Consider the following 26,513-nt stretch of genomic DNA (forward strand, 5'->3'; position numbering starts at 1 on the left):
GCATAATGCAGCTGCGCAGGTAAGCGGCAGCAATACAAGGTGAGAGACGTGGTGAAGAAGACGCTGTTCCAATTGCACTGGTTCTTTGGCATCACCGCTGGCCTGGTGCTGGCCTTGATGGGCATTACCGGGGCCCTGTATTCGTTCCAGGAAGAACTGCTGCGCGTGTTCAATGCCGATGTGCTCAAGGTAGAAGTGCGCGCCGAAGGTGTGCTGCCCCCAGCCGAACTGGTCCAGCGCGTAGAAGCCCAGCAACACGACAAGGTGTCGATGCTGTGGGTGGACGTGCGTGAAGGCAACGCCGCACGCATCTTCTTCATGCCAGCACCCGGCGAGCGCCGTGGCACGCTGCGTTATGCCGACCCGTACACCGGTGAACTCAAGGGCGAAGTCGCCGGGCAAGACTTCTTCAACCTCATGCTCACCCTGCACCGTTTCCTGGCCATGGGCGACACCGGCCGGCAGATCACCGGTGCCTGTACCCTGATGCTCGTGTTCTTCTGCCTGTCCGGCCTGTACCTGCGCTGGCCGCGCAAGGCGCTGGACTGGCGCACCTGGCTGACCTTCGACTGGGCCAAGAAAGGCCGCGCCTTCAATTGGGACCTGCACGCCGTGGCGGGCACCTGGTGCCTGCTGTTCTATCTTCTGTTCGCCCTGACCGGGCTGTTCTGGTCCTATGAGTGGTACCGCGAGGGCCTGAACAAGCTATTGGCCGATGCACCAGCCGCCGGCCAGCAACAAAAGCGCGGCGAAGGCGGTGGCCGCCACGGGCCGCAGAAAGTCGACAAGAACGCCCCGCCGCTGGTGGTCGACTACGATGCGATCTGGGCCAACCTCAAGGACGCTGCCGGCCCAGGCCTGGCCATGTACAACCTGCGCCTGCCACCGGTTGGCGGCCAGCCGGCCAACCTGTTCTACCTGCTGGACAACGCCGACCACCCCCGCGCCTTCAACACCCTGTTGCTGGACCCGGCCACCGGCCAGGTGAAAAAGCATGACCGCTACACTGACAAGTCCTTCAAGGCCCAGCTGCTGCAGAGCGTCTACGCCCTGCACGTCGGCGAATACTTCGGCCTGCCGGGGCGCATCATTGTCACCATCGCCAGCCTGACCATGCCGCTGTTCTTCGTCACTGGCTGGCTGCTTTACCTCGACCGCCGCCGCAAGAAGCGCCAGGTGCGTGCAGCCCGTGGCAACGTCGCCAGCAGTAACGGCAGCGGCGACAGCTGGCTGATCGGTTTCGCCAGCCAAAGCGGCTTTGCCGAACAACTGGCCTGGCAAAGTGCCGGCCAGTTGCAGGCGGCCGGCCTGCCGGTGCAGGTACGGGCACTGGCCGAACTGCGTGAAGACGACTTGCGTCAGGCCCGCCGTGCGTTGTTCGTGGTCAGTACCTTCGGCGACGGCGAAGCACCCGACAGTGCCCGCGCCTTCGAGCGCAAGGTGCTCGGCCAGCCGTGGGCGCTGAATAACCTCAACTATGCCCTGCTCGCGCTCGGTGATCGCCAGTACCCGCACTTCTGCGGCTTCGCCCGCCGCCTGCAGGCGTGGCTGGGTGAACGCGGTGCGAGCAGTGCATTCAGCCCGGTGGAAGTGGACAATGCCGACCAGGCCGCCCTGCAGCAGTGGCAGCAGGAACTGGCGCAATTGACAGGTGCCCAACCGGTGGCCGCATGGCAGCCGCCAAGCTTTGGCAACTGGTCGCTGGTGCACCGCGAGCTTTTGAACCCGGGCAGCCAAGGTCAGCCGGTGTACCTGCTGGGCTTGCAACCGCAAGAGCCTGCCAGCTGGGAGGCTGGGGACCTGGTAGAGATCCTGCCGCTCAATGGGCAGCCACGCGTTGACGCATTTCTCAATGGCATGGCGCTGGATGCCGGGGCCAAGGTAGAGGTCAATGGCCTTGGCGAAACACTCGCCCAAGCCTTGGCCGGTCGCCAGTTGCCAAGCCGTCGCGATCACCTGATCGGTTTGCAGCCGCAAGCGCTGGTGGATGCGCTGGTGCCGATCGGCAGCCGCGAGTACTCCATCGCCTCGATCGCCAGCGATGGCGTGCTGGAGCTGATCGTGCGCCAGGAGCGCCATACCGACGGCAACCTGGGCCTGGGCTCCGGCTGGCTCACCGAATACCTGCCATTGAACGGCACGCTTAGCCTGCGCCTGCGCCGCAACAGCGGCTTCCATCTGCCGGAGACGGCGGCACCGATGATCCTGATCGGTAACGGCACGGGCCTGGCTGGCTTGCGCAGCCTGATCCGGGCGCGGGTGAATGCTGGCGAACAGCGTAACTGGCTGCTGTTTGGCGAGCGTAATCGGGCGCATGACCTGCTGTGTGGCGACGAGCTGCAAAGCTGGCTGGATCGCGGCGACCTGGCACGTCTGGACCTGGCGTTTTCGCGGGACCAGGCCGAGAAGGTGTATGTGCAGGATGTGTTGCTGCAACAGGCTGATGAGTTCAAGCACTGGGTTGCGGATGGCGCCTGTGTGTATGTGTGCGGCAGCCTGCAAGGGATGGCAGCCGGGGTGGATGCAGCGCTCAACGGTATGCTGGGTGAAGCCGCTGTGCAGCAACTGATCGAGGATGGGCGGTATCGGCGGGATGTGTACTAGCTTGCTTCACCGCTTATTGTAGGAGCGGCCTTGTGTCGCGAAAGGGCCGCAAAGCGGCCCCAGCAATTTATGCAACACTGCCGAAATCCTGGGGCCGCTTCGCGGCCCTTTCGCGACACAAGGCCGCTCCTACAGGGGGCCAATAAAGGCCCGATTTTGTCCTAGTGCAGCTCGAAGGTATCGGCATCCAGGTTGGCCGGGAACTTGGTGCGGTAGGCCGCCAGCTCTGCCGCGCTCAACACCACGGTAAACACCCCGTCCGCTTCACCGGCACTGAGCAGGCTCTCGCCCTGGAAGTCCAGCACCTGGCTGTCGCCTGAATAGGCAAAGCCCTTGCCATCCGTGCCCACCCGGTTCACCGCCGCCACATAGCACAGGTTTTCGATCCCCCGCGCCGGCAGCAGGCGGTTCCAGTGCTGGCGGCGCGCAGCCGGCCAGTTGGCGGTGTACAGCAGCAGGTCGGTATCCTGACTGTCACGGCTCCACACCGGGAAGCGCAGGTCGTAGCAGATCAGCGGGCGAATCCGCCAGCCCTTGAGCTCGAACTGCACCTGGCGTTCACCGGGGGTGTAGTGCTTGTGCTCGCCGGCCATGCGGAACAGGTGGCGCTTGTCGTAGTGCAGGATTTCGCCGTCTGGCCGCGCCCACAGCAGGCGGTTGCGGTGGCTGCCATCGGCGGCCTCGATGATCACGCTGCCGGTAATCACCGAGTTGTACTTCTTCGCCTGTGCCTTCAGCCACTTGTAGGTCGGGCCGTTTTCCGGCTCGGCCAGGCTTTCGGACTGCATCGAAAAACCGGTGGTGAACATCTCTGGGAGGATCACCAGGTCCGCCTCCCCCACTTGCTCCAGCAGCACTTCAAAGTGCGCGTAGTTGGCCTCGCGGTCATGCCAGGCCAAGGTGGTTTGCACCAGAGCGACTTTCAGGTTGGGCAGTGTGCTCAGATCGCGCATAGTCGTTCCGCTGCCTGACGCAGCGTCTCCTCACGTTTGGCAAAGCACAGGCGCACCAGGCGTTGCTCGGGGATGGGTTGCTGGTAGAACACCGATACCGGGATGGTCGCCACGCCGTGCTCGCGGGTGAGCCATAGCGACATGTCGACATCGTTCAAGTCCGGGCGAATCTGCGAGTAGTCCACCAGCTGGAAATAGGTGCCCGCCGTGCGGGTAAATTCGAACCGTGAGCCTTCCAGCAAGCCGCAGAACAGGTCGCGCTTGGCCTGGTAGAACGCCGGCAGCTCATCGATGTGCTCGGGGTGCTCGGCCATGAAATCGGCCAGGGCGCACTGCAGCGGTGTCACGCCACAGAAGTTGACGTACTGGTGCACCTTGCGCAGCTCTGCGCTCAACGCCGGGGGCGCAATCACGTAGCCGGTCTTCCAGCCAGTGACGTGGTAGGTCTTGCCAAACGAGCTGACCACGAAGGCGCGCGCGTACAACTGCTCGTGGGCCAGCACGCTGGCGTGGCTTACGCCGTCGTAGACCAGGTGCTCATACACTTCATCGCTGACCAGGTAGATATCGCGGTCGGCGATCAGACGGGCCAGTTGGTCAAGGTCGTCGCGGGTGATCAGCGCGCCGCTGGGGTTGTGCGGCGAATTGAGGATGACCATACGCGTGCGCGGGCTCAGGGCATCGCTGAACTTCTGCCAGTCGATACGGAAATTGCCGTCGCTCAGTTGCACATGCACGCAGCGGCCGCCAGCCAGCTCCACGGACGGCTCGTAGCTGTCGTAACAAGGGTCGAATACGATTACCTCGTCGCCGGCATGGATCACCGCCTGAATGGCGCAGAAAATTGCCTCGGTGGCACCGGGGGTGATGGTCACTTCCTGGTCGGCATCCACCTCGGCCCCGTACAACCGCTGGACCTTGGCCGCTACCTGCTGACGCAAGGCCGGCAGGCCGGTCATCGGCGAATACTGGTTATGCCCGGCAGCCACATGTCGGCCCACTGCATCGAGCAGGGCCTGCGGGCCGTTGAAGTCAGGGAAACCCTGGGACAGGTTGAGCGCGCCGGTCTGCACGGCGAGCTGGGACATGGTGGTGAAGATGGTCGTGCCGACATTCGGCAGTTTGCTGCGGATCATGGAGCCCTCTTTCCTGGGGTGTATCCGGCACGGGGTGGAACCCGAGCATAGCGGATCGAGCAGTCAGGAAAAAGGTTGAAACAATAGGATGATTGCTTTGGATCAAAGGGCCGCTTCGCGGCGGTTCGACGCCTCGATGAACCCGCTCCCACAGGGATCGCACAATGCTTGAGGACAGTGCAGTGGCTGTGGGAGCGGCTTCAGCCGCGAAGCGGCAGACGCGGTATCAGCGCTTGTCGCGGCGCTTCTTCTCGGCCTTCTTGTGGTGCGACATCAAGCGGCGCTTCTTGTTGACCTGGCGGTCGGTGAGGGTGTTCTTCTTGCCCTCGTACGGGTTCTCACCGCCCTTGTACTCGATACGGATCGGCGTACCGACCAGCTTCAGCACGCGGCGGTAGGTGTTTTCCAGGTAACGCGAGTACGACTTGGGAATGCTGTCGGTCTGGTTGCCGTGGATCACGATCAGCGGCGGGTTGGCACCACCAAGGTGGGCATAGCGCAGCTTGATGCGGCGGCCGTTGACCAGCGGCGGCTGGTGCTCGCTCACCGCATCTTCAAGGATTTGAGTCAGGCGGCTGGTTGGCCAGCGGGTCACAGCCGAGGTGAACGCAGCCTGCACTGACTTGTACAGGTTGCCCACGCCGGTGCCATGCAAGGCCGAGATGAAGTGGATGTCGGCAAAGTCGACGAAGAACAGCCGGCGCTCCAGCTCGGTCTTCACGTAGGCGCGCTCACCCGACTCCATGCCGTCCCACTTGTTCAGTGCGATGACAATGGCGCGGCCGGCTTCAAGGGCAAAGCCCAGCAGGTTCAGGTCATGGTCGACCACCCCTTCACGGGCATCCATGACGAAAATGACGACGTTGGCGTCCTTGATCGCCTGCAGCGTCTTGACCACCGAGAACTTCTCGACTTCCTCGTGGATCTTGCCGCGCTTGCGCACCCCGGCGGTGTCGATGAAGGTGTACTTGTCACCATCACGCTCGAACGGGATGTAGATGCTGTCGCGGGTGGTGCCTGGTTCGTCGTAGACCACCACACGCTCTTCGCCGAGCATGCGGTTGACCAGGGTCGACTTGCCCACGTTCGGGCGGCCGATGATGGCGATCTTGATGCCATCTTTCTCGCTTGGGCCAGGAATGCGTGCGGCTTCCTCGCCTTCGGCGACGTCCTGGTCGAGGGCTTCTTCCTCGGCATCGCGCGGCACGTGGCCAAGCACAGCTTCCATCAGGGCGTTTATACCACGGCCTTGGGAGCCCGCCACTGGAATGGCGTTGCCCATACCCATCGGCGAGAACTCGGCACGCGCCACATCAGGGTCGATGTTGTCGATCTTGTTGGCAACCAGAATCGCCGACTTGTTGCGCTTGCGCAGGTGCTCGGCAATCATCTGGTCAGCGGCGGTCATGCCGGCGCGGGCGTCGACCAGGAACAGCACATAGTCGGCTTCTTCAATGGCCATGAGCGACTGCTCGGCCATTTTCTCGTCCATGCCCACTTCGTCACCGGTAATACCGCCGGTGTCGATCAGGATGAAGGAACGACCCTGCCAGCTGGCATCACCATACTGGCGGTCACGGGTCAGGCCCGACAGGTCACCCACGATGGCATCGCGGGTTTTGGTCAGGCGGTTGAACATGGTGGATTTGCCGACGTTCGGGCGGCCCACCAGGGCAATTACGGGAACCATCGGCTCTCCACTCTCGAATTCTTGAAAATGCAAAGGCCGCTGCAAGGCAGCGGCCGGAGTTTGGGCGGCGTGTCCTACGCCGCGGCTTGAAACCCGCCAAGGCTTCAAGCATAGCTTCAGCGGATGGTCAGTGCCTCGAGCTTGCCGCTGTTGCCGAAGACATAAATGGTGTCGCCGACCACAAGTGGGCGGGCGCGCAGGCCATCGCTGTCGATACGCTCACGGCCGACGAAGCGGCCGTCCACCTGGCTCAGCAGGTGCAGGTAACCCTCAAAGTCGCCCACAGCCACATAGCTGGAGAACACTTCCGGCGCAGTCAGCTGGCGGCGAGCCATGCTGTCATTGCTCCACAAGGCGCTGGACGAACGCTCGTCGACACCTTCGACAGTGCCAGAGGCTTCGCTGACATAGACGTTACCAAAGCCCTGGGCGACACCCACGTAGCTGGAGGCATCACGCTGCCACAGCTCGCGGCCGCTTTCCAGGTCCAGGCCCGCAACACGGCCCTGGTAGGTGCTGACGTACAGGGTACCACCAGACAGCAGCAAGCCGCCGTCGATATCAACTACGCGGTCCAGTTCGGAGCGGCCCTTAGGGATAGCCACGCGGCTTTCCCACACCGGCACACCGTTGTTGATGTCTACCGCAACCACCTTGCCGGTGGACAGGCCAGCAACGGCCAGACGGTTGGTAGCAATCGGCGCACCGGTGCCACGCAGGGTCAGTACGGCCGGGGTATTTTCGTAGATCCAGCGGCGGTCGCCAGTGGCGGCATCCAGGCCGATCAGGCGATCGTCCTGGGTCTGCACTACCACCACGTCACCGTTGTTGGCAGGCGGGGCCAGCACTTCACTGGTCACGCGCGAGCGCCAACGCTCTTCACCGGTGCTGGAATCCAGGGCGATGACTTCACCCTTGAGGGTGCCGAGCATGACCAGGCCGTAGCCCACGCCAACAGCGCCGGAAACCTGCAGCTCCAGGTCCTTCTTCCACACCACGTCGCCGGTGATGCGATCAAGGGCGAAGACTTCGCCGTTGACGTCGGACGCATAGATACGGTCGTTCTCGATAGCCGGTACCAGGGTGTTGTAGGTTTCACCCTGGCCGTCACCGATCGAACGGCTCCACTGCTTCTTCAGCACCACTTCCTCGGTGAACTTGGTCAGCTCGGCCGGGGGCAGTTCCTTCTTGCTGTTGCTGCTGCAACCAGCGGCCAGTACGGCCAGGGTCAGCACTGCTGCATGTTTCCAACCGATCACTTACGCGTCCCCTTTAGCCAGGTCATCCAGCTTCAATTGCAGGCCACCGACCGCCGCTTCATCAGACAGCGCAGCCTTGGCTTTTTCGTAAGCGCTGTGCGCGTCGTCGGCGCGGCCCAGCTGCACCAGCAGGTCGCCCTTCAACTCTTCACGGCTGGCCAGGAACGCTTTGTCGGCGTCGCCGTCGAGCAGCTTGAGGGCATCCTCGGCCTTGTTCTGGGCTGCCAGCACGCGAGCCAGACGCTGGCGCGAAATCTCGCCCAGGGTCACGTCGGCCGGCTTGTCCAGCACACCTTTGAGCTCGGCAGCAGCGTCGTCGAGCTTGCCGCTCTCGACCGCGACCTTGGCCACGAACAGGCTGCCGTACTGGGCATAGGCGGTACCGCCGAACTCGCTCTTGAGCTTGCCGGCCAGCTCTGCAACCTTGGTGGCGTCTGGCTGGCCAGTCGGCGTCAGGCTGGTCTCAAGCAAGGCCTGATACAGCTGCGAGGCACCTTGCGACTGGTTGTTCTGGTACTTGTGCCAGGTATTCCAGCCCAACACCACCACGCCCGCCAGCAATGCGCCGGTCAGCAGCGGCTTGCCGTTACGGTTCCACCAGTCCTTGACCCCTGCCAGGTCATCATCATCGGTACTCGACACCCCAATACTCCTTTTCGCCTATTCGCTTGTTGAACCGCGTTACGCCTGCGCGATCGCGGTTTCCAGGTGCTCTGCAAGAGCATCCCAGGCAATGTTCTGTTGTTCGCCCTGACCACGCAGGGGCTTCAAGCCGATTTCCTGCTTGGCCAGTTCGTCGTCACCGAGGATCAGCGCGAACAGTGCGCCGCTCTTGTCGGCTTTCTTGAACTGGCTCTTGAAGCTACCGCCGCCAGCGTTGACTGCCAGGCGCAGGCCCGGCAGGCGGTCACGCAGGCCTTCGGACAGGCGCAGGCCTGCCAGCTCTGCCTGCTCACCAAAGGCGCACAGGTAAACGTCGATCTGGCGGTTGATGGCCTCCGGCACCTTGCCGAGGGTTTCCAGCAGCAGGATCAGGCGCTCGATACCCATGGCGAAGCCAACGCCCGGGGTCGGCTTGCCGCCCATCTGCTCGACCAGGCCATCGTAGCGGCCGCCGGCGCATACGGTGCCTTGGGCACCCAGCTTGTCGGTCACCCACTCGAACACAGTCTTGCTGTAGTAGTCCAGGCCACGCACCAGCTTGGTGTTGATCACGAACGGAATGCCAGCGGCGTCCAGGCGGGCCTTGAGGCCCTCGAAGTGCACGCGCGACTCTTCGTCCAGGTAGTCTTCCAGCTTCGGCGCACCGACCAGCACCGCCTGGGTGTTCTGGTCCTTGCTGTCGAGGATGCGCAGCGGGTTGCTCTTCAGGCGGCGCTGGCTGTCTTCGTCCAGTTGCTCCAGGCGCGCCGAGAGGAACTCGACCAGCGCGTCACGGTAGCGCGCGCGGGCTTCGCTGGTACCCAGGCTGTTGAGCTCCAGCTTGACCGCGTCCTGAATGCCCAGCAGGCCCCACAGGCGCCAGGTCAGCATGATCAGCTCGGCATCGATGTCCGGCCCGTCCAGGTTGAACACTTCCACGCCAATCTGGTGGAACTGGCGGTAGCGGCCTTTTTGCGGGCGCTCGTGGCGGAACATCTGGCCGATGTACCACAGTTTCTGCACCTGGCCGTTGCCGGTGATGCCATGTTCCAGCACGGCGCGCACGCATGCGGCGGTGCCTTCGGGGCGCAGGGTCAGCGAATCGCCGTTGCGGTCCTCGAAGGTGTACATCTCTTTTTCGACGATATCGGTCACTTCACCGATCGAGCGCTTGAACAGCTCGGTGAACTCGACGATCGGCGTGCGGATCTGGCTGTACCCGTAGGTGTCCAGCAGGCCGGCCACGGTGCCTTCGAAGTAGCGCCACAGGGGCGACTGTTCTGGCAGGATGTCGTTCATGCCACGGATGGCTTGCAGCGATTTGCTCACGAAAAGTCCTTACGAATTCTGTGTGTCAGCCACGGGCGATCAGCGCCGCGTCGGCCTCGACCTTTTCGGCCGCTTTTTGGCGGATGAGCCTTTCCAGCTCATCGACCAGGTTGTCATTGGTCAGCTTCTGCGCCGGCTTGCCGTCGATGTAGATCAGGTTCGGCGTGCCGCCGGTGAGGCCCACATGGGCTTCCTTGGCTTCGCCGGGGCCGTTGACCACACAACCGATCACCGCTACATCCAGCGGCACCAGCAGGTCTTCCAGGCGCCCTTCCAGCTCGTTCATAGTCTTGACCACATCGAAGTTCTGCCGCGAGCAACTCGGGCAGGCGATGAAGTTGATGCCACGCGAACGCAGGTGCAGCGACTTGAGGATGTCGTAGCCGACTTTCACTTCTTCGACAGGGTCGGCCGCCAGCGAGATACGGATAGTATCGCCAATGCCTTCGGCCAGCAGCATACCTAGGCCGACGGCGGATTTCACCGTGCCCGAACGCAGGCCACCGGCTTCGGTGATGCCCAGGTGCAGTGGCTGCACGATCTGCCTGGCCAGCAGGCGGTAGGCTTCGACGGCCATGAACACGTCGGAGGCTTTGACGCTGACCTTGAAGTCCTGGAAGTTCAGGCGGTCGAGGTGCTCGACGTGGCGCAGGGCAGACTCCACCAGCGCGGCCGGGGTCGGCTCGCCGTACTTTTTCTGCAGGTCTTTTTCCAGCGAACCGGCGTTAACGCCGATACGGATCGGGATACCGCGGTCACGAGCGGCATCGACCACAGCGCGTACACGGTCTTCACGGCCGATGTTGCCCGGGTTGATGCGCAGGCAATCAACGCCCAGTTCGGCCACGCGCAGGGCGATCTTGTAGTCGAAGTGGATGTCGGCGACCAGCGGCACACTGACCAGTTGCTTGATCTTGCCAAACGCTTCGGCGGCGTCCATGTCTGGCACCGAAACACGCACGATGTCCACGCCGGCATCGACCAGCCGCTGGATCTGCCCCACGGTGGCGGCCACATCGTTGGTGTCGGTGTTGGTCATGCTCTGCACCGCGATGGGCGCATCACCACCCACCGGCACATTGCCAACCCAGATTTTGCGGGATTCGCGACGTTTGATCGGAGATTCGCCGTGCATGACTTACTGTCCCAACTTCAGGCGAGCAGTCTCGCCACTGGTGAACGGGGCAACGTCGACGGCCTGGCCGTTGTAGCTGACCTGGGCTCCCCGGGCAAAGCCCAGGCGCACCGCGAACGGCGGCTTGCCGGTCAGTTCGAGGTTGTCCCCCTTGCGCTTGACAGCGCTGAACAGCACCTTGCCGTTGCCATCGGACACCTGGGTCCAGCAATCGGCGGTGAACTGGATCGCGACCTTGGCACTGCCTGCCGGTACTGCGGCTGGCTCAGTGGCGGCCACCGCGGCTGCGGGCGTTACAGGCGCAACGGCGGCCGGCGCAGGAGTAGCCGGTGCTACCGGAGCAGGCGCTACGCTGGCTGCAGGTTGCGCAGGCACCTGCTGGACGGGTGCTGCAGCAGCCGTCGGCGCCGGGTTTGCCGGCGCCTGTTCGGCGGCAGCGGCAGGCTGCTCGGCAGTGCCCTGTTCCAGTGCCAGCGGCGCGCTTTCAGGCTGCTGGCCAGCGGTAACAGCCTGATCTTCAGGCTCGTCAAGCGGGTGAATCTGGGTGGTGCCATCGGCACTTTCGACTTCGACGTGCTCAAGGGCCATCTTGGCCAGGTCCTTGCCACGCAGGCTGCCCTGGTCCTGCCACCAGACGAAGCCTCCGCCGACCACAGCCACCAGCAACAGCAGGCTGACGCCGCGCAGGATATTGTGCGACAGGCGTACCGGTTCTTCGATACGGCCCAGCGAGTGCACATCGCTGCCTTTGGCGTGGGTACCGGTGTAACGGTCAAAGGCCTCTACCAGGGTGGCCTGGTCAAGGTCCATCAATTTGGCATAGGCGCGAATATAGCCACGGGCGAAGGTATGACCGGGCAGCTTGTCGAAGGCGCCGGTTTCCACATGGTTCAACGAACTGACAGTAAGGTTGAGCTTGCGGGCCACCTCGGCTTGAGACCAGTCCCGTTTCTCACGGGCCAGGCGCAAAAGCTCACCGGGGTTCTGGCCAGGCGCTACTGCTACTTCGGGATGCGCGGCGTTCATCGTTGCTCCGACAGGTATTGCTGATATTCCGGCGTACCGGGATAAAGTCGTTGTAATTGCTGGCCCAGCTCGGCCAGTGTGCCCTGCTCGTCGAACACCCTGGCAAGGCGGCTGCCCAGCAGCAGACTACGGGCATCGTGGTCGCTCAATTGGCTGAAACGATCGTAGTAGTCCCGGGCCGGCACATAATGCCTGTTTTCGTAGGACAACTCAGCCATTTCCAGCAACGCTTTCGGTTGCCGCTGGTTGAGTTGCAACGCTTTCAGCAGATACGCGTGCGCCTGATCGCGGCGTTCAAGCTTCAGGGCGGTCAGGCCGAGGTTCTCGTACACGCGTGAGCGCTCAGGATACAGGGTATCGCCACTGGCCAGGCGAAACATCTGTTCGGCCTCGGCAAATCGCCCCTGAGCATAAAGGAAACTGCCGTAGTTGTTGCGAATTCGCGTGTCGCCGCGGCTGACCTGCAGGGCTTTGCGAAAGTGGGTCTCGGCCAGTGCCGGCTCGGCCTCGGCTTGAAACACCAGCGCCAGGGCGGCGTGCGCGTTAGCATCGGTGCTGTCTATGGCCAGCGCCTTGCCCAGCGGCGCCTTGGCCTGCTCGGTCAAACCCTGTTGCAAATAACCCAGGCCAAGCTGAACATATGCCCGCCCTGCATCCGCCCTGCCCTGGCGGCTGGCGAGCGGGTCGCTCGCGCCGCCCGACACGCAGCCTGCCAGCAGCGAAAGCGCAAGGATCGACAGCGCGGCGCGCAGGCTCATGGGCAAGGTCCCGGTCAGTGGCTGGCGGCGCTGTCTTGCAGCTCGACGTCCGCAGAAAGCTGGCGAACTGCGATGTAACGCTCACTGCGGCGGGTACGGTCGTTGACCTGGCCCACCAGCTGGCCACAGGCAGCATCGATGTCCTCGCCACGGGTGGTGCGGGTGGTCACGTTGAAACCACCGTGGTGCAGCAGGTCCTGGAATCGACGAATGGCGTTGTTGCTTGGCCGCTCGTAGCCCGAGTGCGGGAACGGGTTGAACGGGATCAGGTTGATCTTGCACGGTACGTCGCGCAGCAACTCGATCATCTGCTTGGCATGCTCAGGCTGGTCATTGACGTCCTTGAGCAGGGTGTACTCGACGGTGAGCACCCGCTTGCCACCCAGGGTGGACATGTAGCCCATGCACGATTCCAGCAGCACTTTCAGCGGGTACTTCTTGTTGATCGGTACCAGCTTGTTGCGCAGTTCGTCGTTTGGAGCGTGCAGCGACAGGGCCAGCGACACGTCGATGTGCTTGGCCAGTTCGTCGATCATCGGCACCACGCCCGAGGTGGACAGGGTGACGCGACGCTTGGAAATGCCATAGCCCAGGTCATCCATCATGATTTTCATGGCGGCGATGACGTTGTCGAAGTTCAGCAAAGGCTCGCCCATGCCCATCATGACCACGTTGGTAATTGCGCGGTCGACTTTGGCAGGAACGGTCCCGAAAGATTTGTTGGCAAGCCACACCTGGCCAATGACTTCGGCGGCGGTGAGGTTGCTGTTGAAGCCTTGCTTGCCGGTGGAGCAGAAGCTGCAATCCAGGGCACAGCCGGCTTGCGACGATACGCACAGGGTGCCGCGATCGTCGGTGGGGATGTAGACCGTCTCGACGCAGCTGCCGGAGGCAACGCGAATCACCCACTTGCGGGTGCCATCGGCGGAAATGTCTTCACTGACCACTTCTGGTGGTCGAATCTCGGCAACGGCCTCGAGCTTTTCGCGCAAGACCTTGCCTACGTTGGTCATGTCCGCAAAGTCGGACACGCCAAAATGGTGAATCCATTTCATCACCTGGCCGGCACGGAAGCGTTTTTCCCCGATCGAGTCGAAGAATTGTTCCATTTCCGGCTGGGTCAGACCCAACAGGTTGATTTTGCCAGTAGATGTCGTCATGGATTCACCCTCACCCGTAAGCTTTCGCTTAGCGAGTGGTTACCTCGGTAGCAGCGAAGAAGTAAGCGATTTCGCGAGCAGCAGCAGCTTCGGAGTCCGAACCGTGAACGGCGTTGGCGTCAATCGACTCGGCGAAGTCAGCACGGATGGTGCCGGCAGCAGCTTCTTTAGGGTTGGTAGCGCCCATCAGCTCACGGTTCAGAGCGATGGCGTTTTCGCCTTCCAGAACCTGAACAACGACCGGGCCGGAAGTCATGAAGGCAACCAGGTCACCGAAGAAGCCGCGAGCGCTGTGCTCAGCGTAGAAGCCTTCGGCTTCGGCTTTGGACAGTTGCTTGATTTTCGAGGCAACGATTTTCAGGCCGGCGTCTTCGAAGCGAGTGGTGATCTTGCCGATCACGTTTTTGGCAACGGCGTCAGGCTTGATGATCGAGAAAGTACGTTGAACAGCCATGGAAAACTCCAGAATTTGAGTGTTACGAAAAATTAAACCCGCGAATTATACGCGGGTTCCAGGGGATTGCCTAACCTGCAGCGTGACGCTTAGTCGGCTTCGTCAATCCAGGCCGCCTGGATGGCCTCGAGCACTTTCTCACCGCCGCGTGACGGATCGTCGCTAAATTCTGGCAATGCCAGCACCCAGCGGTGCAGATCGACGAAATTCACATATTTAGGATCAACGTCCGGCTTGCTTTCTGCAAGCTGGATGGCGATCTCAAGTACATCAATCCATTTCAGACTCATGCGGCTAACCTCAGTGCGGCGCTTCGGCGGCGTGGTTGAGCGAATACTTGGGGATCTCGATGACGATGTCTTCGTCAGCGACAACCACCTGGCAACCCAGGCGCGACTGCGCTTCCAGGCCCCAGGCTTTGTCCAGCATGTCCTCTTCCAGCTCGTCGGCTTCTTCAAGCGAGTCGAAACCTTTGCGCACGATGCAGTGGCACGTGGTACAGGCCTTGACGCCGCCGCAGGCGCTTTCCATCTCGATGTGATGATCGTGGGCCAGTTCCAGGATGTTGGTCCCGGTCGGCACCTCCACGGTCAGCCCCTCGGGGCAAAACTTCTCGTGCGGCAGGAATGTCACCAGCGGCATCGGTTACTCCTCGATCTCATTCAGGTTGCGCCCGGCCAGTGCGGCTTTGACCGTCGAATCAAGGCGACGGGCGGCAAATGCGTCGGTCACCTGCGACAGACGCTTGGTCTGTTGCTCGATGGCTGGGCCATCGGTGCCGGCGAGCAAATCACGTAGTTCCTGCATCTGGAATGCAATGGCATCGCGCTCGTCACTGCTGAGCAGGCGCTCTCCGTCGGCGTCCAGGGCGCCTTGTACCGCTTCGAGCAGGCGCTCGCCGTCCACCTGGTGCTCGCGCAACTGGCGGGCCTGCTTGTCGGAACCTGCGTGTTCGAAGGAGTCCTTGAGCATACGGGCGATTTCGCCGTCGGTCAGGCCGTAGGACGGCTTGACCTGAATGCTGGCTTCCACGCCCGAACCCAGTTCGCGGGCAGCAACGCTGAGCAGGCCGTCGGCATCCACCTGAAAGGTGACGCGGATTTTCGCAGCACCGGCAACCATCGCCGGGATACCGCGCAGCTCGAAACGTGCCAGCGAGCGGCAGTCGCTGATCAGCTCGCGCTCGCCTTGCAGGACGTGGATCATCATGGCCGACTGGCCATCTTTATAAGTCGTGAACTCCTGGGCACGTGCCACCGGAATGGTGGTGTTGCGCGGGATCACCTTTTCCATCAGCCCGCCCATGGTCTCAAGACCAAGCGACAGTGGAATGACATCAAGCAGCAGCAGTTCGCCACCTTCGCGGCGGTTACCGGCCAGGGTGTCGGCCTGAATGGCGGCGCCAATGGCGACGACCTGGTCGGGGTCGATCGAGGTCATCGGGGCGCGACCGAACAGCGCACCCACCGCTTCGCGCACACGCGGCACACGGGTCGAACCACCGACCATGACGACAGCACTGACTTCTTCGAGCTCGACACCACTGTCGCGCACGGCGCGGCGGCAGGCTTTGAGGCTGCGGGCAACCAACGGCTCGATCATCGCCTCAAAGGCGGTGCGGCTCAGGTCGCCCTGCCAGCTGCCATGGCTGACGCTGACCACGTCGGCGTCGGTCAGGGCTTCCTTGGCGGCGCAGGCAGTTTGCAGCAACGCACGCTGGGTGGCCGGGTCCAGATCGGACGACAGGCCAGCCTGTTCGATGATCCAGCTGGCAATGGCGTGGTCGAAATCGTCACCACCCAGGGCGGTATCGCCACCGGTAGCCAGCACTTCGAATACACCGGCGGTCAGGCGCAGGATGGAAATATCGAAGGTACCGCCGCCCAGGTCATAGATGGCCACCACGCCTTCGGCGTTCTGGTCCAGGCCATAGGCAACGGCGGCGGCGGTCGGTTCGTTGAGCAGGCGCAGCACGTTCAGACCGGCCAGGCGCGCAGCGTCCTTGGTGGCTTGGCGCTGGGCGTCGTCGAAATAGGCCGGCACTGTGATCACCGCGCCTACCAGCTCGCCACCCAGGGTCGCTTCGGCGCGTTCGCGCAGCACCTTTAGGATATCGGCGGACACTTCCACCGGGCTTTTCGGCCCCTGCACGGTGTCGATGAACGGCATGTGCGACTCACCGCCAACAAAGCGGTAAGGCAGCTGCTCGCCCAGTTGCTTGACGTCGGCCAGGCCGCGCCCCATCAGGCGTTTGACCGACAGCACAGTGTTCAGCGGGTCGCTGGAAGCAGCATCACGTGCAGCCTGCCCCACTTCGATGCGCCCTTCGAGGTAGCGCACCGCGGACGGCAGAATGACGTTACCCTGCGCATCAGGCAGGGGCTCGCTACGACCGCTGCGCAGTGCAGCGACCAGAGAGTTGGTGGTACCCAGGTCGATCCCCACCGCCAGGCGGCGCTGATGCGGCTGAGGGGTTTGACCGGGTTCGGCAATCTGCAGTAGGGCCATGCTTATCTGAATACCTTAGGTGCCATCACGGGCAGCACCGGGTTAATCGTCGAGGCGCTCTTCCAGTTGGCGCACTTCTTGGGCGAGCTTGTCGAGGAACTGCATACGGCGCATCAGGCGCTCGGCCTTTTCGCGCTCGCCTGGGGCATCCCAGCAGGCGGCAAAGTCCTCGTTCAGCGTGTCCTGGGCGGCCTTGAGGCGCTTTTTGAACACACCGACACCGTCAAGGTCGGCTTCGTCCTGCAGCTCTTCTAGCTCTTCACGCAACTCCATCTGCTGCAACAGGAATTCCGGGTCGTGGACCGTGACTTCCTGAGGCACTTCATGGCCGCTGATGGCCAGCAAATAGCGGGCACGACGCGGCGCACTGCGCAGCGTCTGGTAGGCGTCGTTGAGGGCTGCGGACTTTTCCAGCGCTACGCGCTGCTCGCGCTCGGAAGCGTCGGCAAAGCGGTCGGGATGGACTTCGCGGGCCAGCTCGCGATAGCGAGTGGCCAGCTTGTCGAGATCCAGGCGGAAGCTTGGCTGGAGGTCAAACAATGCGTAATGACAAGGAGTACCCACAGCCAGCCTCAAACGTTGAAGCTTTCGCCGCAGCCACATTCACCGCGCACGTTGGGGTTGTTGAACTTGAAGCCTTCGTTCAACCCTTCCTTGACGAAATCCAGCTCGGTGCCGTCGAGGTAGACCAGGCTCTTGGGATCGATGATCACCTTCACGCCATGGTTCTCGAACACGGTGTCTTCGTCCGCCATTTCGTCGACGAACTCCAGCACGTAGGCCAGGCCCGAGCAACCGGTGGTGCGCACGCCCAGGCGAATGCCTTCACCCTTGCCGCGCCCGTCGAGGGAGCGGCGAATGTGGTTGGCGGCGGCTTCTGTCATGCTGATAGCCATCAGGACTCCTTACCTCGCAACAGGCGACTTAGATCAAGCCTTTCTTCTGTTTGTAATCGCGTACAGCTGCCTTGATGGCATCTTCGGCGAGTACCGAGCAGTGGATCTTGACCGGCGGCAACGCCAGTTCTTCGGCCAGCTGGGTGTTCTTGATGGTTTCGGCTTCGTCCAGGGTCTTGCCCTTCATCCACTCGGTGGCGAGGGAGCTGGAAGCGATGGCCGAACCGCAGCCGTAGGTCTTGAACTTGGCGTCTTCAATAACGCCCTGCTCGTTGACCTTGATCTGCAGACGCATCACGTCGCCGCACGCTGGGGCGCCGACCATGCCGGTACCGACATCCGGATCCTCGGCATTCATCTTGCCGACGTTGCGTGGGTTTTCGTAGTGGTCGATGACCTTTTCACTGTATGCCATGGTGCAATTCCTTCCTCATCAGGGAGCCGCTCTTGCCGGCGACTGCTTAGTGGGCGGCCCACTCGATCTTGGAGATGTCGACGCCGTCTTTGTACATGTCCCACAGCGGGGACAGTTCGCGCAGTTTGTTGACTGCCTTGCAGACTTCCTGCGCGGCGTAGTCGACTTCTTCTTCGCTGGTGAAGCGGCCGAAGGAGAAGCGGATCGAGCTGTGTGCCAGTTCGTCGTTACGGCCCAGAGCACGCAGTACATACGACGGCTCGAGCGAAGCGGAGGTGCACGCCGAACCGGACGATACGGCAATGTCCTTCAGCGACATCAGCAGCGATTCGCCTTCGACGTAGTTGAAGCTCAGGTTCAGGTTATGTGGCACGCGGGCAGTCTGGCTGCCGTTGACGTAAAGCTCTTCAAGGTCCGAGACCTGCTTGAAGAAGCGGTCGCTCAGGGCCTTGATGCGCACGTTTTCTGCGGCCATTTCCTGCTTGGCAATGGCGAACGCTTCGCCCATGCCGACGATCTGGTGGGTTGGCAGGGTGCCCGAACGCATGCCGCGCTCGTGACCACCACCGTGAACCATGGCTTCCAGGCGCACGCGCGGCTTGCGGCTGACGTACAGCGCGCCGATGCCTTTAGGGCCGTAGACCTTGTGCGCAGAGAACGACATCAGGTCGACTTTCAGCTTTTGCAGGTCGATTTCGACCTTGCCGGCCGACTGGGCGGCGTCGACGTGGAACAGTACGCCGCGCGAACGGGTCAGTTCACCGATGGCGGCGATGTCGTTGATCGAGCCGACTTCGTTGTTCACGTGCATCAGCGAGACCAGGATGGTGTCGTCGCGCAGCACCGCTTCTACCATGGCCGGGGTGACGATGCCGTCTTCGCCCGGTTCCAGGTAGGTGACTTCAAAACCTTCACGCTCCAGCTGGCGAGCGGTATCCAGGACCGCCTTGTGCTCGATCTTGGAGGTGATGATGTGCTTGCCCTTGGTCTGATAGAAGTGCGCGACACCTTTCAGTGCAAGGTTGTCGGACTCGGTGGCACCACTGGTCCAGACGATTTCGCGCGGATCGGCGTTGATCAGCTCGGCCACCTGGCGGCGACCGTTCTCGACCGCTTCTTCAGCCTTCCAGCCAAAGACGTGGGAGCGCGAGGCCGGGTTACCGAAGTTCCCGTCAACCAGCAGGCAGTCGGCCATCTTCTGGGCTACGCGTGGGTCGACCGGGGTGGTCGCGGAGTAATCGAGGTAGATCGGCAACTTCATTTGTCTCTCCTATCAGGCGGTGGCGTCGCTCGTCGTCCCAGGGGGATCAATCGACGGCTGACGTCTCAATCTTGTCCAGCTGGGCGGTTCGGCCTGCAACACGACGCAGGTCCTGGCGCTGAGCGACTTCCTGCACCTCGCGGCGCATGACAAGGTCGGCCAGGCTGATGCCACTGAGGAATTCATGGATCTGCTGACTGAGGTCGCACCACAGGTGGTGGGTCAGGCAGGTATCACCGGCATGGCAGTCCCCAAGGCCCTGGCAACGGGTGGCATCGACCGACTCGTTGACCGCGTCGATGACCTGGGCTACCTGGATGGTTTCCATGCCCCGCGACAGCTGGTAGCCGCCACCTGGACCACGCACGCTGGAAACCAGGCTGCTGCGGCGCAGCTTGGCGAACAGCTGTTCCAGATAAGAGAGGGAAATGCCCTGGCGCTCGGAAATATCGGCCAGAGACACCGGCCCATGCTGCGCGTGCAACGCCAGGTCGAGCATGGCAGTCACGGCGTATCGGCCTTTGGTAGTCAGTCGCATGGCTATTGGGTACCACGGGAGTTTCGGGATGTGTGCGAGTATGCGATTCCCGAGCATTTAAGTCAACTATTAGACCTAGTGCTTTAGTCGGGTTTGCATCCGGGAGGCGGGCGCGATTGTAGCAGACGAGGGGCGTGCGCACACGCCCCGTATGTCACTATGATTTCAGCGCGGCGCAATCAATGCGACTGAGTGTCGCGCTGGGCCGCCTGGGTAACCTCGGTAAAGTCGTCTTCCGGAAGGGCCGGCAGCTCTTTGGCGCAGTAGTCGCTACCCATCTTGGTCAGGGCACCACACATACCCTCCAGCCGCTCGTCGACCGCCTGCAAGTGGTCGAGCATCTGGCCGATTGCACGGGCTACCGGGTCGGGCATGTCGCCGCTGACGCCATAGGCATCGAAGCCGATCTTCTCGGCCATGGCCTTGCGCTTGGCCTCGACTTCGGTGTCCTCGCTCTTGACGATGATCCGCCCCGGGATACCCACAGCCGTGGCGCCGGCCGGTACGGCCTTGGTCACCACCGCATTGGAGCCGATCTTGGCCCCGGCGCCGACAGTGAACGGGCCCAGCACCTTGGCGCCCGCCCCCACCACCACGCCGTTTTCCAGGGTGGGATGGCGCTTGCCTTTATTCCAGCTGGTGCCGCCCAGGGTCACACCCTGGTAAAGGGTGACGTCATCGCCGATCTCGGCGGTTTCGCCGATGACGATGCCCATGCCGTGGTCAATAAAGAAGCGTCGGCCAATGGTGGCACCGGGGTGGATCTCGATACCGGTCATCCAGCGACCGAAGTTGGACACCAGGCGGGCCAGCCACTTGAAATCACGCTTCCACAAGGCATTGCCCAGGCGGTGCAGCCAGATGGCATGCATGCCCGGGTAGCAGGTGAGCACCTCGAAGGCATTGCGCGCAGCCGGGTCACGGTGGAATACGCTTTGAATATCTTCACGCAGGCGTTCGAACATCTGTCAGTCCTTCCGTTTATGCGGCTCGCCCCGGACCACTTTCTGGGTCTCGGTAAGGATGCCGCGCAAAATGCTCAATTCCGTACGCTCGACCGCGCTACGCCCATACAGCCGGCGCAGGCGCGGCATCAGGTGCTTGGGCTTTGCGGGGTCAAGGAAGCCGATGCCCACCAGAGTTTTCTCGAGGTGGTCATAAAACAGCTCCATTTCGTCCATGGTCGCCAGCTCGTTGGCGTCAACCTTCTCGACTTTAGCGGGCGCTTCACCGGCGGCCAGCGAGGCCATGCGCACCTCGTAAGAGAGCACCTGCACAGCGGCAGCCAGGTTCAGCGAACTGAAGTCGGGGTTGGAGGGAATGTGCACGTGGAAGTGACATCGCTGCAGTTCTTCGTTGGTCAGGCCGGCGTGTTCGCGCCCGAACACCAGGGCGATCTCTTCGCCACCCTTGGCATGCTCTACCGCCTTGGCGCCGCACTCGCGCGGGCCGATCAATGGCCAGGGAATACTGCGCTCGCGGGCGCTGGTACCCATCACCAGGTTACAGCCGACCAGCGCCTGCTCAAGGCTGTCGACCACCTGGGCGTTATCCAGCACATCGTCGGCACCTGAGGCGCGGGCACTGGCCTCCTGGGCGGGGAATTCTTTCGGCTGCACCAGCACCAGGCGCGACAAGCCCATGTTTTTCATGGCACGCGCAGCGCCGCCGATGTTGCCGGGGTGGCTGGTATTGACCAGAACAACACGAATATTTTGCAGCAAGGTGTTGTGCTCACAAAGGCAGTAATCAGGGCTTTCGATCTTACAGAACCGACAGGCGTAACGCCATGAAAGCAAATGTGACACTTCTGCCTTCAAAGTTTTCTGCTAGAATGGCCGGCTTTCCTCTTTAACATCTCCAGGTGACCCGCCCATGCAGCCTATGCTGAATATCGCCCTGCGCGCCGCTCGCAGCGCCAGTGAACTGATTTTCCGCTCCATCGAACGCTTGGATACCATCAAGGTCGATGAGAAAGAGGCCAAGGACTACGTTTCCGAAGTTGATCGCGCTGCCGAACAAAAAATCGTCGACGCCCTGCGCAAGGCCTACCCGAACCACTCCATTCAGGGTGAAGAGACGGGCATGCACGCGGGCACCGGCGAAGAAGGCAAAGACTACCTGTGGGTCATCGATCCACTGGACGGCACCACCAACTTCCTGCGCGGCATCCCCCATTTCGCAGTCAGCATTGCCTGCAAATACCGTGGCCGCCTTGAGCACGCCGTGGTACTCGACCCGGTACGCCAGGAAGAATTCACCGCCAGCCGTGGCCGTGGCGCCCAGCTCAATGGCCGCCGCCTGCGCGTCAGCTCGCGCACCAGCCTGGAAGGCGCCCTGCTGGGTACCGGCTTCCCGTTCCGTGATGGCCAGATGGCCGACATGGACAACTACCTGGGGATGTTCCGCGCCCTGACCGGCCAGACCGCAGGCATCCGCCGCGCCGGCTCCGCCAGCCTGGACCTGGCCTACGTGGCCGCTGGCCGCTTCGACGCCTTCTGGGAGTCGGGCCTGTCCGAGTGGGACATGGCAGCCGGCGTGCTGCTGATCCAGGAAGCCGGCGGCCTGGTGAGCGACTTCAACGGTGGCCACGACTTCCTCGAGAAGGGCCACATCGTTGCAGGCAACATCAAGTGCTTCAAGGCCGTGCTGACTGCTATCCAGCCGCACCTGCCAGAAAGCATGAAGCGCTAAGCGCGGATTGCCTGAACGCAAAAGCACCCCTCGGGGTGCTTTTTTTGCCTGATGGTTTTGCATTGCCTGTACCGGCCCCTTCGCGGGCTCGCCCGCTCCCACAGGGATAGCACCAACCTCAGGGGCAGTGCTGTACCTGTGGGAGCGGGCAAGCCCGCGAAGAGGCCTGCTCAGGCAACATCAATCACTGGGCTGCTTCGCTCAGGATCAACTTGCCATTCTTGTCCAGCGGAATGGTCGAGCCCGGCTCGCGATCCATCTTGACCTTACCGACCTGGTCGCCAATGGAATAGGTCACGTTGTAACCCACCACCTTCTCGCTGATGTCATGGACTGTATTACAACGGGTTTGCGTGGTGGTGTAGGTGTCACGCTGCTGCATGCCTTCCTGCACCTTGTTACCGGCATAGCCACCACCGACCGCACCGGCCACGGTGGCGATCTTCTTGCCAGTACCGCCACCAATCTGGTTACCCAGCAAGCCGCCCGCCAGGGCACCGACCACGGTACCGGCGATCTGGTGCTGGTCCTTGACCGGCGCCTGGCGCGTCACAGCTACGTCCTTGCACACTTCACGCGGGGTTTTCACCTGCTGCTTGATCGGCTGCACGTCAGTCACCTGGGCGACTTCGGGGCCTTTGTTTACCAAGCTGTAGGTCGCCACAGCACCTCCGGCAGTTACACCGACAGCACCCAGCACCGCACCCACCAGCATTGATTTATTCACGTGAACCTCCTGATCGTACCAGCGGGTATCAACCCGCGCTTCTCCCAGCCTTGGAGCAAAAAAAAAGGCGCGAGTTCAACACTCGCGCCTTTTTGCTCGCCCAACGGCGTAGAGACTGGCCTTACGGGCGCTCGTCCACACCTTCAGCCTTGACCGGCGGAATCAGGTCTTCGCTGTTCAGGTTCAGCCAGATCAGTACCACGTTGGCGATGTAGATCGACGAGTAGGTACCGGCCATGACGCCGATGAACAGGGCCAGCGAGAAGCCGAACAGGTTGTCGCCACCGAAGAACAGCAGCGCAGCAATGGCCAACAAGGTCGAAACCGAGGTGGCGATGGTACGCAGCAGGGTCTGAGTGGTCGAAACGTTGATGTTCTCGATCAGCGAGGCCTTGCGCATGACGCGGAAGTTCTCACGCACCCGGTCGAACACGACGATGGTGTCGTTCAGCGAGTAACCAATGATCGCCAGTACTGCCGCCAGCACCGTAAGGTCGAAGGTAATCTGGAAGAACGACAGGATACCCAGGGTGACCACCACGTCGTGGATCAGCGAAATGATCGCACCCACAGCGAACTTCCACTGGAAGCGGAAGGCCAGGTAGATAAGGATGCCGCCCAACGCCAGCAGCATGCCCATGCCACCTTGGTCGCGCAGCTCTTCACCGACCTGCGGGCCAACGAACTCGACACGCTTGACCACAGCCGGGTTGTCGCCACCGAGCTTCTGCAGCGCTGCAGCGACCTTGTTGCCCAGTTGCGGGTCATCGCCCGGCATACGCACCAGCAAGTCGGTAGTAGCACCAAAGCTCTGCACCACGGCATCGTGGAAACCAGACTCGACCAGCTCGGCACGTACCGCCTTGAGGTCGGCCGGGCGCTCGTAGGTCAGCTCGATCAGCGTACCCCCGGTGAAGTCCAGGCCAAAGTTCAGGCCCTTCTGCCACCAGCTGAACAGCGCCAGCACGGTGAGGAGCACGGTGATGGCGAACGCGACATTGCGCACGCCCATGAAGTTGATGGTTTTCATCGCAGCTCCCTCAAACCCACAGCTTCTTGATGTCACGCCCGCCACAGGTCAGGTTGACCATTGCGCGAGTTACCATGATGGCGGTGAACATCGAGGTGAAAATCCCGAGGGACATGGTGACCGCAAAGCCCTTGACCGGGCCGGTACCCATAGCGAACAGGATGCCGCCGACCAGCAGGCTGGTCAGGTTGGCGTCGATGATCGCGGTATAGGCGCGGTTGAAGCCTTCGTGGATGGCGCGCTGTACCGACATGCCGGCTTTCAGCTCTTCGCGGATACGCGAGAAGATCAGCACGTTGGCGTCTACCGCCATACCCATGGTCAACACGATACCGGCAATACCCGGCAGCGTCAGGGTGGCGCCCAGCAGCGACATCAACGCCAGCAGCAGCACCATGTTGCCCGCCAGGGCGATGGTGGCAATCACGCCGAAGCCGCGGTAGATGGCAATGATGAACAGCGAGACGAACAGCATGCCCCACAGCGACGCATCAATACCCTTGGTAATGTTGTCGGCACCCAGGCTTGGGCCAATGGTACGTTCTTCAGCGAAGTACATCGGCGCGGCCAGACCACCGGCACGCAGCAGCAGGGCCAGCTCGGACGATTCGCCCTGGCCGTTCAGGCCGGTGATGCGGAACTGGCTGCCCAGCGGCGACTGGATGGTCGCCAGGCTGATGATTTTCTTCTCTTCCACGAAGCTTTGTACGGCAACGTCCTTCTCGACGCCGTCGACGGTCTGCTTCACATAGCGGGTGACCGGCTTCTGCTCGATGAAGATCACCGCCATGCTGCGGCCGACGTTGCTGCGCGTTGCGCGGCTCATCAGCTCGCCACCGTGGCCATCCAGGCGGATGTTCACTTGTGGGCGGCCGTGCTCGTCAAAGCTGGCCTGGGCGTCGGTAACCTGGTCACCGGTGATGATCAGGCCACGCTCGACCGGAGCAGAGCGGCCGCCTTCGCGGAACTCGAACACTTCGGTAGTGGCCTTGGACGCACCCGGCTCGGCACCGAAGCGGAACTCCAGGTTGGCGGTTTTACCGAGGATACGCTTGGCTTCTGCAGTGTCCTGCACGCCTGGCAGCTCGACCACGATACGGTTGGCGCCCTGGCGCTGTACCAGTGGTTCAGCCACGCCCAGCTCGTTGACACGGTTGCGGACAGTGGTGAGGTTCTGCTTGATCGAGTATTCGCGGATCTCGGCAACTTTTGCCTGAGTCAGCGCCAGACGCAGCACGGCGAGGTCGTTGCGCTCGGTGGCGGTCAGGTCGAAATCATTGAAATTCTTGCGGATCAGGGCACGTGCCTGTTCGCGGATTGCATCGTCAGCGAAGCCCAGCATGATGCCGCCATCCTGCTGAGGCAGGCTGCGGTAGCGGACGCGCTCTTTGCGCAGCAAGGTCTTGACCTCGCCCTCATAGACTTTCATGCGGGCCGTCATGGCCTTGTCCATGTCCACTTCCAGCAGGAAGTGCACACCACCGGACAGGTCCAGGCCCAGCTTCATCGGGCTTGCACCCAGGTTACGCAGCCATTGCGGAGTCGTCTGGGCCAGGTTCAGGGCCACGACGTAATCATCGCCCAGTGCCTTGCGCACCACATCCTTGGCTGGCAGCTGGTCTTCCTGGTTGGTCAGGCGGATCAGCCCGCTGCCCTTCTCACCCAGGCTCGCGCCCTTGACGGTGATCTTGGCATCGACCAGCGCCTTGCTGACGCGATCGAGGTCGGCCTGGTTAACCTGCAGCGCCGAGCTGGCACCGCTGATCTGTACCGCCGGGTCATCCGGGTAAAGGTTGGGAGCGGAATAAATGAAACCGACCACCAGTACCAGCACGATCAGTGCATATTTCCACAGAGGGTATTTGTTCAGCATCACGCCGCCCGTTCAAGACGCGGGGCGCTTTGCGCGCCCCGACTGGAAAATAAAACCGGTAACTCAGATAGCCTTGAGCGTACCTTTTGGCAGGGTGGCCGCGATGGCGCCCTTCTGGAACTTCAGCTCGACAGTGTCGGAAACTTCCAGCACCACGAAATCATCGGAAACCTTGACGATCTTGCCGGCGATGCCGCCGTTGGTGACAACTTCGTCACCTTTCTGCAAGTTGCCGAGCAGGTTCTTCTGCTCTTTGGCGCGCTTGGCCTGTGGGCGCCAGATCATCAGGTAGAAGATGACCAGGAAACCGACCAGGAAAATCCACTCGAAGCCGGTACCGGCTGGGCCAGCGGCAGGTGCTGCAGCGTCCGCGTATGCGGCGGGGATGAAGAAGCTCATTGGGCACTCCTAATGTAATTTTCTAA

General features: G+C 62.1%; 27 protein-coding genes. 2 read left to right on the forward strand and 25 right to left on the reverse strand.

Translation table 11 applies throughout. The features are described from left to right. Positions 1 to 48: 48 nt before the first annotated feature. Positions 49 to 2,604 (forward strand): sulfite reductase flavoprotein subunit alpha, encoded by a 2,556-nt coding sequence (locus tag P0Y58_25480; GenBank protein WEK30203.1) that lies wholly within the window; start codon positions 49 to 51, stop codon positions 2,602 to 2,604. A 161-nt stretch (positions 2,605 to 2,765) separates the two neighbouring features. On the opposite strand, the gene P0Y58_25485 is transcribed toward P0Y58_25480, so the two are convergent. The 21 genes from P0Y58_25485 to trmJ form a co-directional block, all read right to left on the reverse strand. Further along, a complete protein-coding gene (locus P0Y58_25485) occupies positions 2,766 to 3,557 on the reverse strand; it encodes an amidohydrolase (protein WEK30204.1) in 792 nt (263 codons plus the stop codon). Beyond that, entirely contained in the window at positions 3,545 to 4,693 is a 1,149-nt protein-coding gene (locus P0Y58_25490) for a pyridoxal phosphate-dependent aminotransferase (GenBank protein ID WEK30205.1), read from the reverse strand. Before P0Y58_25490 ends, P0Y58_25485 begins: the two co-directional genes overlap by 13 nt. 226 nt (positions 4,694 to 4,919) lie before the next feature. After that, on the reverse strand, positions 4,920 to 6,383 hold the full coding sequence (gene der, locus P0Y58_25495; GenBank protein ID WEK30206.1) for a ribosome biogenesis GTPase Der: 1,464 nt from the start codon (positions 6,381 to 6,383) through the stop codon (positions 4,920 to 4,922). Positions 6,384 to 6,499: 116 nt separating this feature from the next. Next, a complete protein-coding gene (gene bamB / locus P0Y58_25500) occupies positions 6,500 to 7,642 on the reverse strand; it encodes an outer membrane protein assembly factor BamB (protein ID WEK30207.1) in 1,143 nt (380 codons plus the stop codon). Then, positions 7,643 to 8,284, reverse strand: a complete 642-nt coding sequence (locus P0Y58_25505; protein ID WEK30208.1) for a tetratricopeptide repeat protein — start codon at positions 8,282 to 8,284, stop codon at positions 7,643 to 7,645. Positions 8,285 to 8,323: 39 nt separating this feature from the next. Beyond that, positions 8,324 to 9,613 carry a histidine--tRNA ligase gene (gene hisS, locus P0Y58_25510; GenBank protein ID WEK30209.1) on the reverse strand — a complete coding sequence of 430 codons (1,290 nt, stop codon included), beginning with the start codon at positions 9,611 to 9,613 and terminating at the stop codon, positions 8,324 to 8,326. Between the two features lie 25 nt (positions 9,614 to 9,638). After that, entirely contained in the window at positions 9,639 to 10,748 is a 1,110-nt protein-coding gene (gene ispG, locus P0Y58_25515; GenBank protein ID WEK30210.1) for a flavodoxin-dependent (E)-4-hydroxy-3-methylbut-2-enyl-diphosphate synthase, read from the reverse strand. Positions 10,749 to 10,751: 3 nt separating this feature from the next. Next, positions 10,752 to 11,774, reverse strand: coding sequence for a DUF4115 domain-containing protein (locus P0Y58_25520; GenBank protein ID WEK30211.1), 1,023 nt, complete (start codon positions 11,772 to 11,774; stop codon positions 10,752 to 10,754). Continuing rightward, positions 11,771 to 12,532, reverse strand: coding sequence for a type IV pilus biogenesis/stability protein PilW (gene pilW, locus P0Y58_25525; GenBank protein ID WEK30212.1), 762 nt, complete (start codon positions 12,530 to 12,532; stop codon positions 11,771 to 11,773). Before pilW ends, P0Y58_25520 begins: the two co-directional genes overlap by 4 nt. Positions 12,533 to 12,546: 14 nt before the next feature. Next, positions 12,547 to 13,692 carry a 23S rRNA (adenine(2503)-C(2))-methyltransferase RlmN gene (gene rlmN / locus P0Y58_25530; GenBank protein ID WEK30213.1) on the reverse strand — a complete coding sequence of 382 codons (1,146 nt, stop codon included), beginning with the start codon at positions 13,690 to 13,692 and terminating at the stop codon, positions 12,547 to 12,549. A gap of 28 nt (positions 13,693 to 13,720) precedes the next feature. After that, the gene (gene ndk, locus P0Y58_25535) at positions 13,721 to 14,146 is read right to left on the reverse strand and encodes a nucleoside-diphosphate kinase (GenBank protein ID WEK30214.1); all 426 of its coding nucleotides are present in this window, start codon (positions 14,144 to 14,146) and stop codon (positions 13,721 to 13,723) included. 89 nt (positions 14,147 to 14,235) lie between these two features. Next, positions 14,236 to 14,436 carry a Fe-S cluster assembly protein IscX gene (gene iscX / locus P0Y58_25540; protein WEK30215.1) on the reverse strand — a complete coding sequence of 67 codons (201 nt, stop codon included), beginning with the start codon at positions 14,434 to 14,436 and terminating at the stop codon, positions 14,236 to 14,238. Between the two features lie 10 nt (positions 14,437 to 14,446). Beyond that, positions 14,447 to 14,788: an ISC system 2Fe-2S type ferredoxin gene (gene fdx, locus P0Y58_25545; GenBank protein ID WEK30216.1), complete on the reverse strand. Its 342-nt coding sequence runs from the start codon at positions 14,786 to 14,788 to the stop codon at positions 14,447 to 14,449. Positions 14,789 to 14,791: 3 nt separating this feature from the next. Then, on the reverse strand, positions 14,792 to 16,654 hold the full coding sequence (hscA, locus tag P0Y58_25550) for a Fe-S protein assembly chaperone HscA (protein WEK30217.1): 1,863 nt from the start codon (positions 16,652 to 16,654) through the stop codon (positions 14,792 to 14,794). A gap of 42 nt (positions 16,655 to 16,696) precedes the next feature. Continuing rightward, positions 16,697 to 17,218, reverse strand: coding sequence for a co-chaperone HscB (gene hscB / locus P0Y58_25555; protein ID WEK30218.1), 522 nt, complete (start codon positions 17,216 to 17,218; stop codon positions 16,697 to 16,699). An 8-nt stretch (positions 17,219 to 17,226) separates the two neighbouring features. Beyond that, positions 17,227 to 17,550 (reverse strand): iron-sulfur cluster assembly protein IscA, encoded by a 324-nt coding sequence (iscA, locus tag P0Y58_25560; GenBank protein WEK30219.1) that lies wholly within the window; start codon positions 17,548 to 17,550, stop codon positions 17,227 to 17,229. 28 nt (positions 17,551 to 17,578) lie between these two features. Next, positions 17,579 to 17,965 (reverse strand): Fe-S cluster assembly scaffold IscU, encoded by a 387-nt coding sequence (gene iscU, locus P0Y58_25565; protein ID WEK30220.1) that lies wholly within the window; start codon positions 17,963 to 17,965, stop codon positions 17,579 to 17,581. Positions 17,966 to 18,011: 46 nt separating this feature from the next. After that, entirely contained in the window at positions 18,012 to 19,226 is a 1,215-nt protein-coding gene (locus P0Y58_25570) for an IscS subfamily cysteine desulfurase (GenBank protein WEK30221.1), read from the reverse strand. 46 nt (positions 19,227 to 19,272) lie between these two features. Continuing rightward, positions 19,273 to 19,764 carry a Fe-S cluster assembly transcriptional regulator IscR gene (gene iscR, locus P0Y58_25575; GenBank protein ID WEK30222.1) on the reverse strand — a complete coding sequence of 164 codons (492 nt, stop codon included), beginning with the start codon at positions 19,762 to 19,764 and terminating at the stop codon, positions 19,273 to 19,275. A 179-nt stretch (positions 19,765 to 19,943) separates the two neighbouring features. Beyond that, positions 19,944 to 20,729: a serine O-acetyltransferase gene (gene cysE, locus P0Y58_25580; GenBank protein ID WEK30223.1), complete on the reverse strand. Its 786-nt coding sequence runs from the start codon at positions 20,727 to 20,729 to the stop codon at positions 19,944 to 19,946. A gap of 3 nt (positions 20,730 to 20,732) precedes the next feature. Beyond that, positions 20,733 to 21,488, reverse strand: coding sequence for a tRNA (cytosine(32)/uridine(32)-2'-O)-methyltransferase TrmJ (gene trmJ, locus P0Y58_25585; protein ID WEK30224.1), 756 nt, complete (start codon positions 21,486 to 21,488; stop codon positions 20,733 to 20,735). A 151-nt stretch (positions 21,489 to 21,639) separates the two neighbouring features. On the opposite strand from trmJ, the gene suhB reads away from it, so the two are divergent. After that, on the forward strand, positions 21,640 to 22,458 hold the full coding sequence (suhB, locus tag P0Y58_25590; protein ID WEK30225.1) for an inositol-phosphate phosphatase: 819 nt from the start codon (positions 21,640 to 21,642) through the stop codon (positions 22,456 to 22,458). Between the two features lie 184 nt (positions 22,459 to 22,642). On the opposite strand, the gene P0Y58_25595 is transcribed toward suhB, so the two are convergent. The 4 genes from P0Y58_25595 to yajC form a co-directional block, all read right to left on the reverse strand. Further along, a complete protein-coding gene (locus tag P0Y58_25595) occupies positions 22,643 to 23,185 on the reverse strand; it encodes a glycine zipper 2TM domain-containing protein (protein ID WEK30226.1) in 543 nt (180 codons plus the stop codon). A gap of 121 nt (positions 23,186 to 23,306) precedes the next feature. Next, complete coding sequence (gene secF / locus P0Y58_25600) at positions 23,307 to 24,215, reverse strand: protein translocase subunit SecF (GenBank protein WEK30227.1); 909 nt, start codon at positions 24,213 to 24,215, stop codon at positions 23,307 to 23,309. Positions 24,216 to 24,225: 10 nt separating this feature from the next. Then, positions 24,226 to 26,088, reverse strand: a complete 1,863-nt coding sequence (gene secD, locus P0Y58_25605; protein WEK30228.1) for a protein translocase subunit SecD — start codon at positions 26,086 to 26,088, stop codon at positions 24,226 to 24,228. A 63-nt stretch (positions 26,089 to 26,151) separates the two neighbouring features. After that, entirely contained in the window at positions 26,152 to 26,487 is a 336-nt protein-coding gene (yajC, locus tag P0Y58_25610) for a preprotein translocase subunit YajC (GenBank protein ID WEK30229.1), read from the reverse strand. Positions 26,488 to 26,513: the final 26 nt, after the last annotated feature.

This window comes from Candidatus Pseudomonas phytovorans (assembly GCA_029202525.1).
GTDB classification, from domain to species: domain Bacteria; phylum Pseudomonadota; class Gammaproteobacteria; order Pseudomonadales; family Pseudomonadaceae; genus Aquipseudomonas; species Aquipseudomonas phytovorans.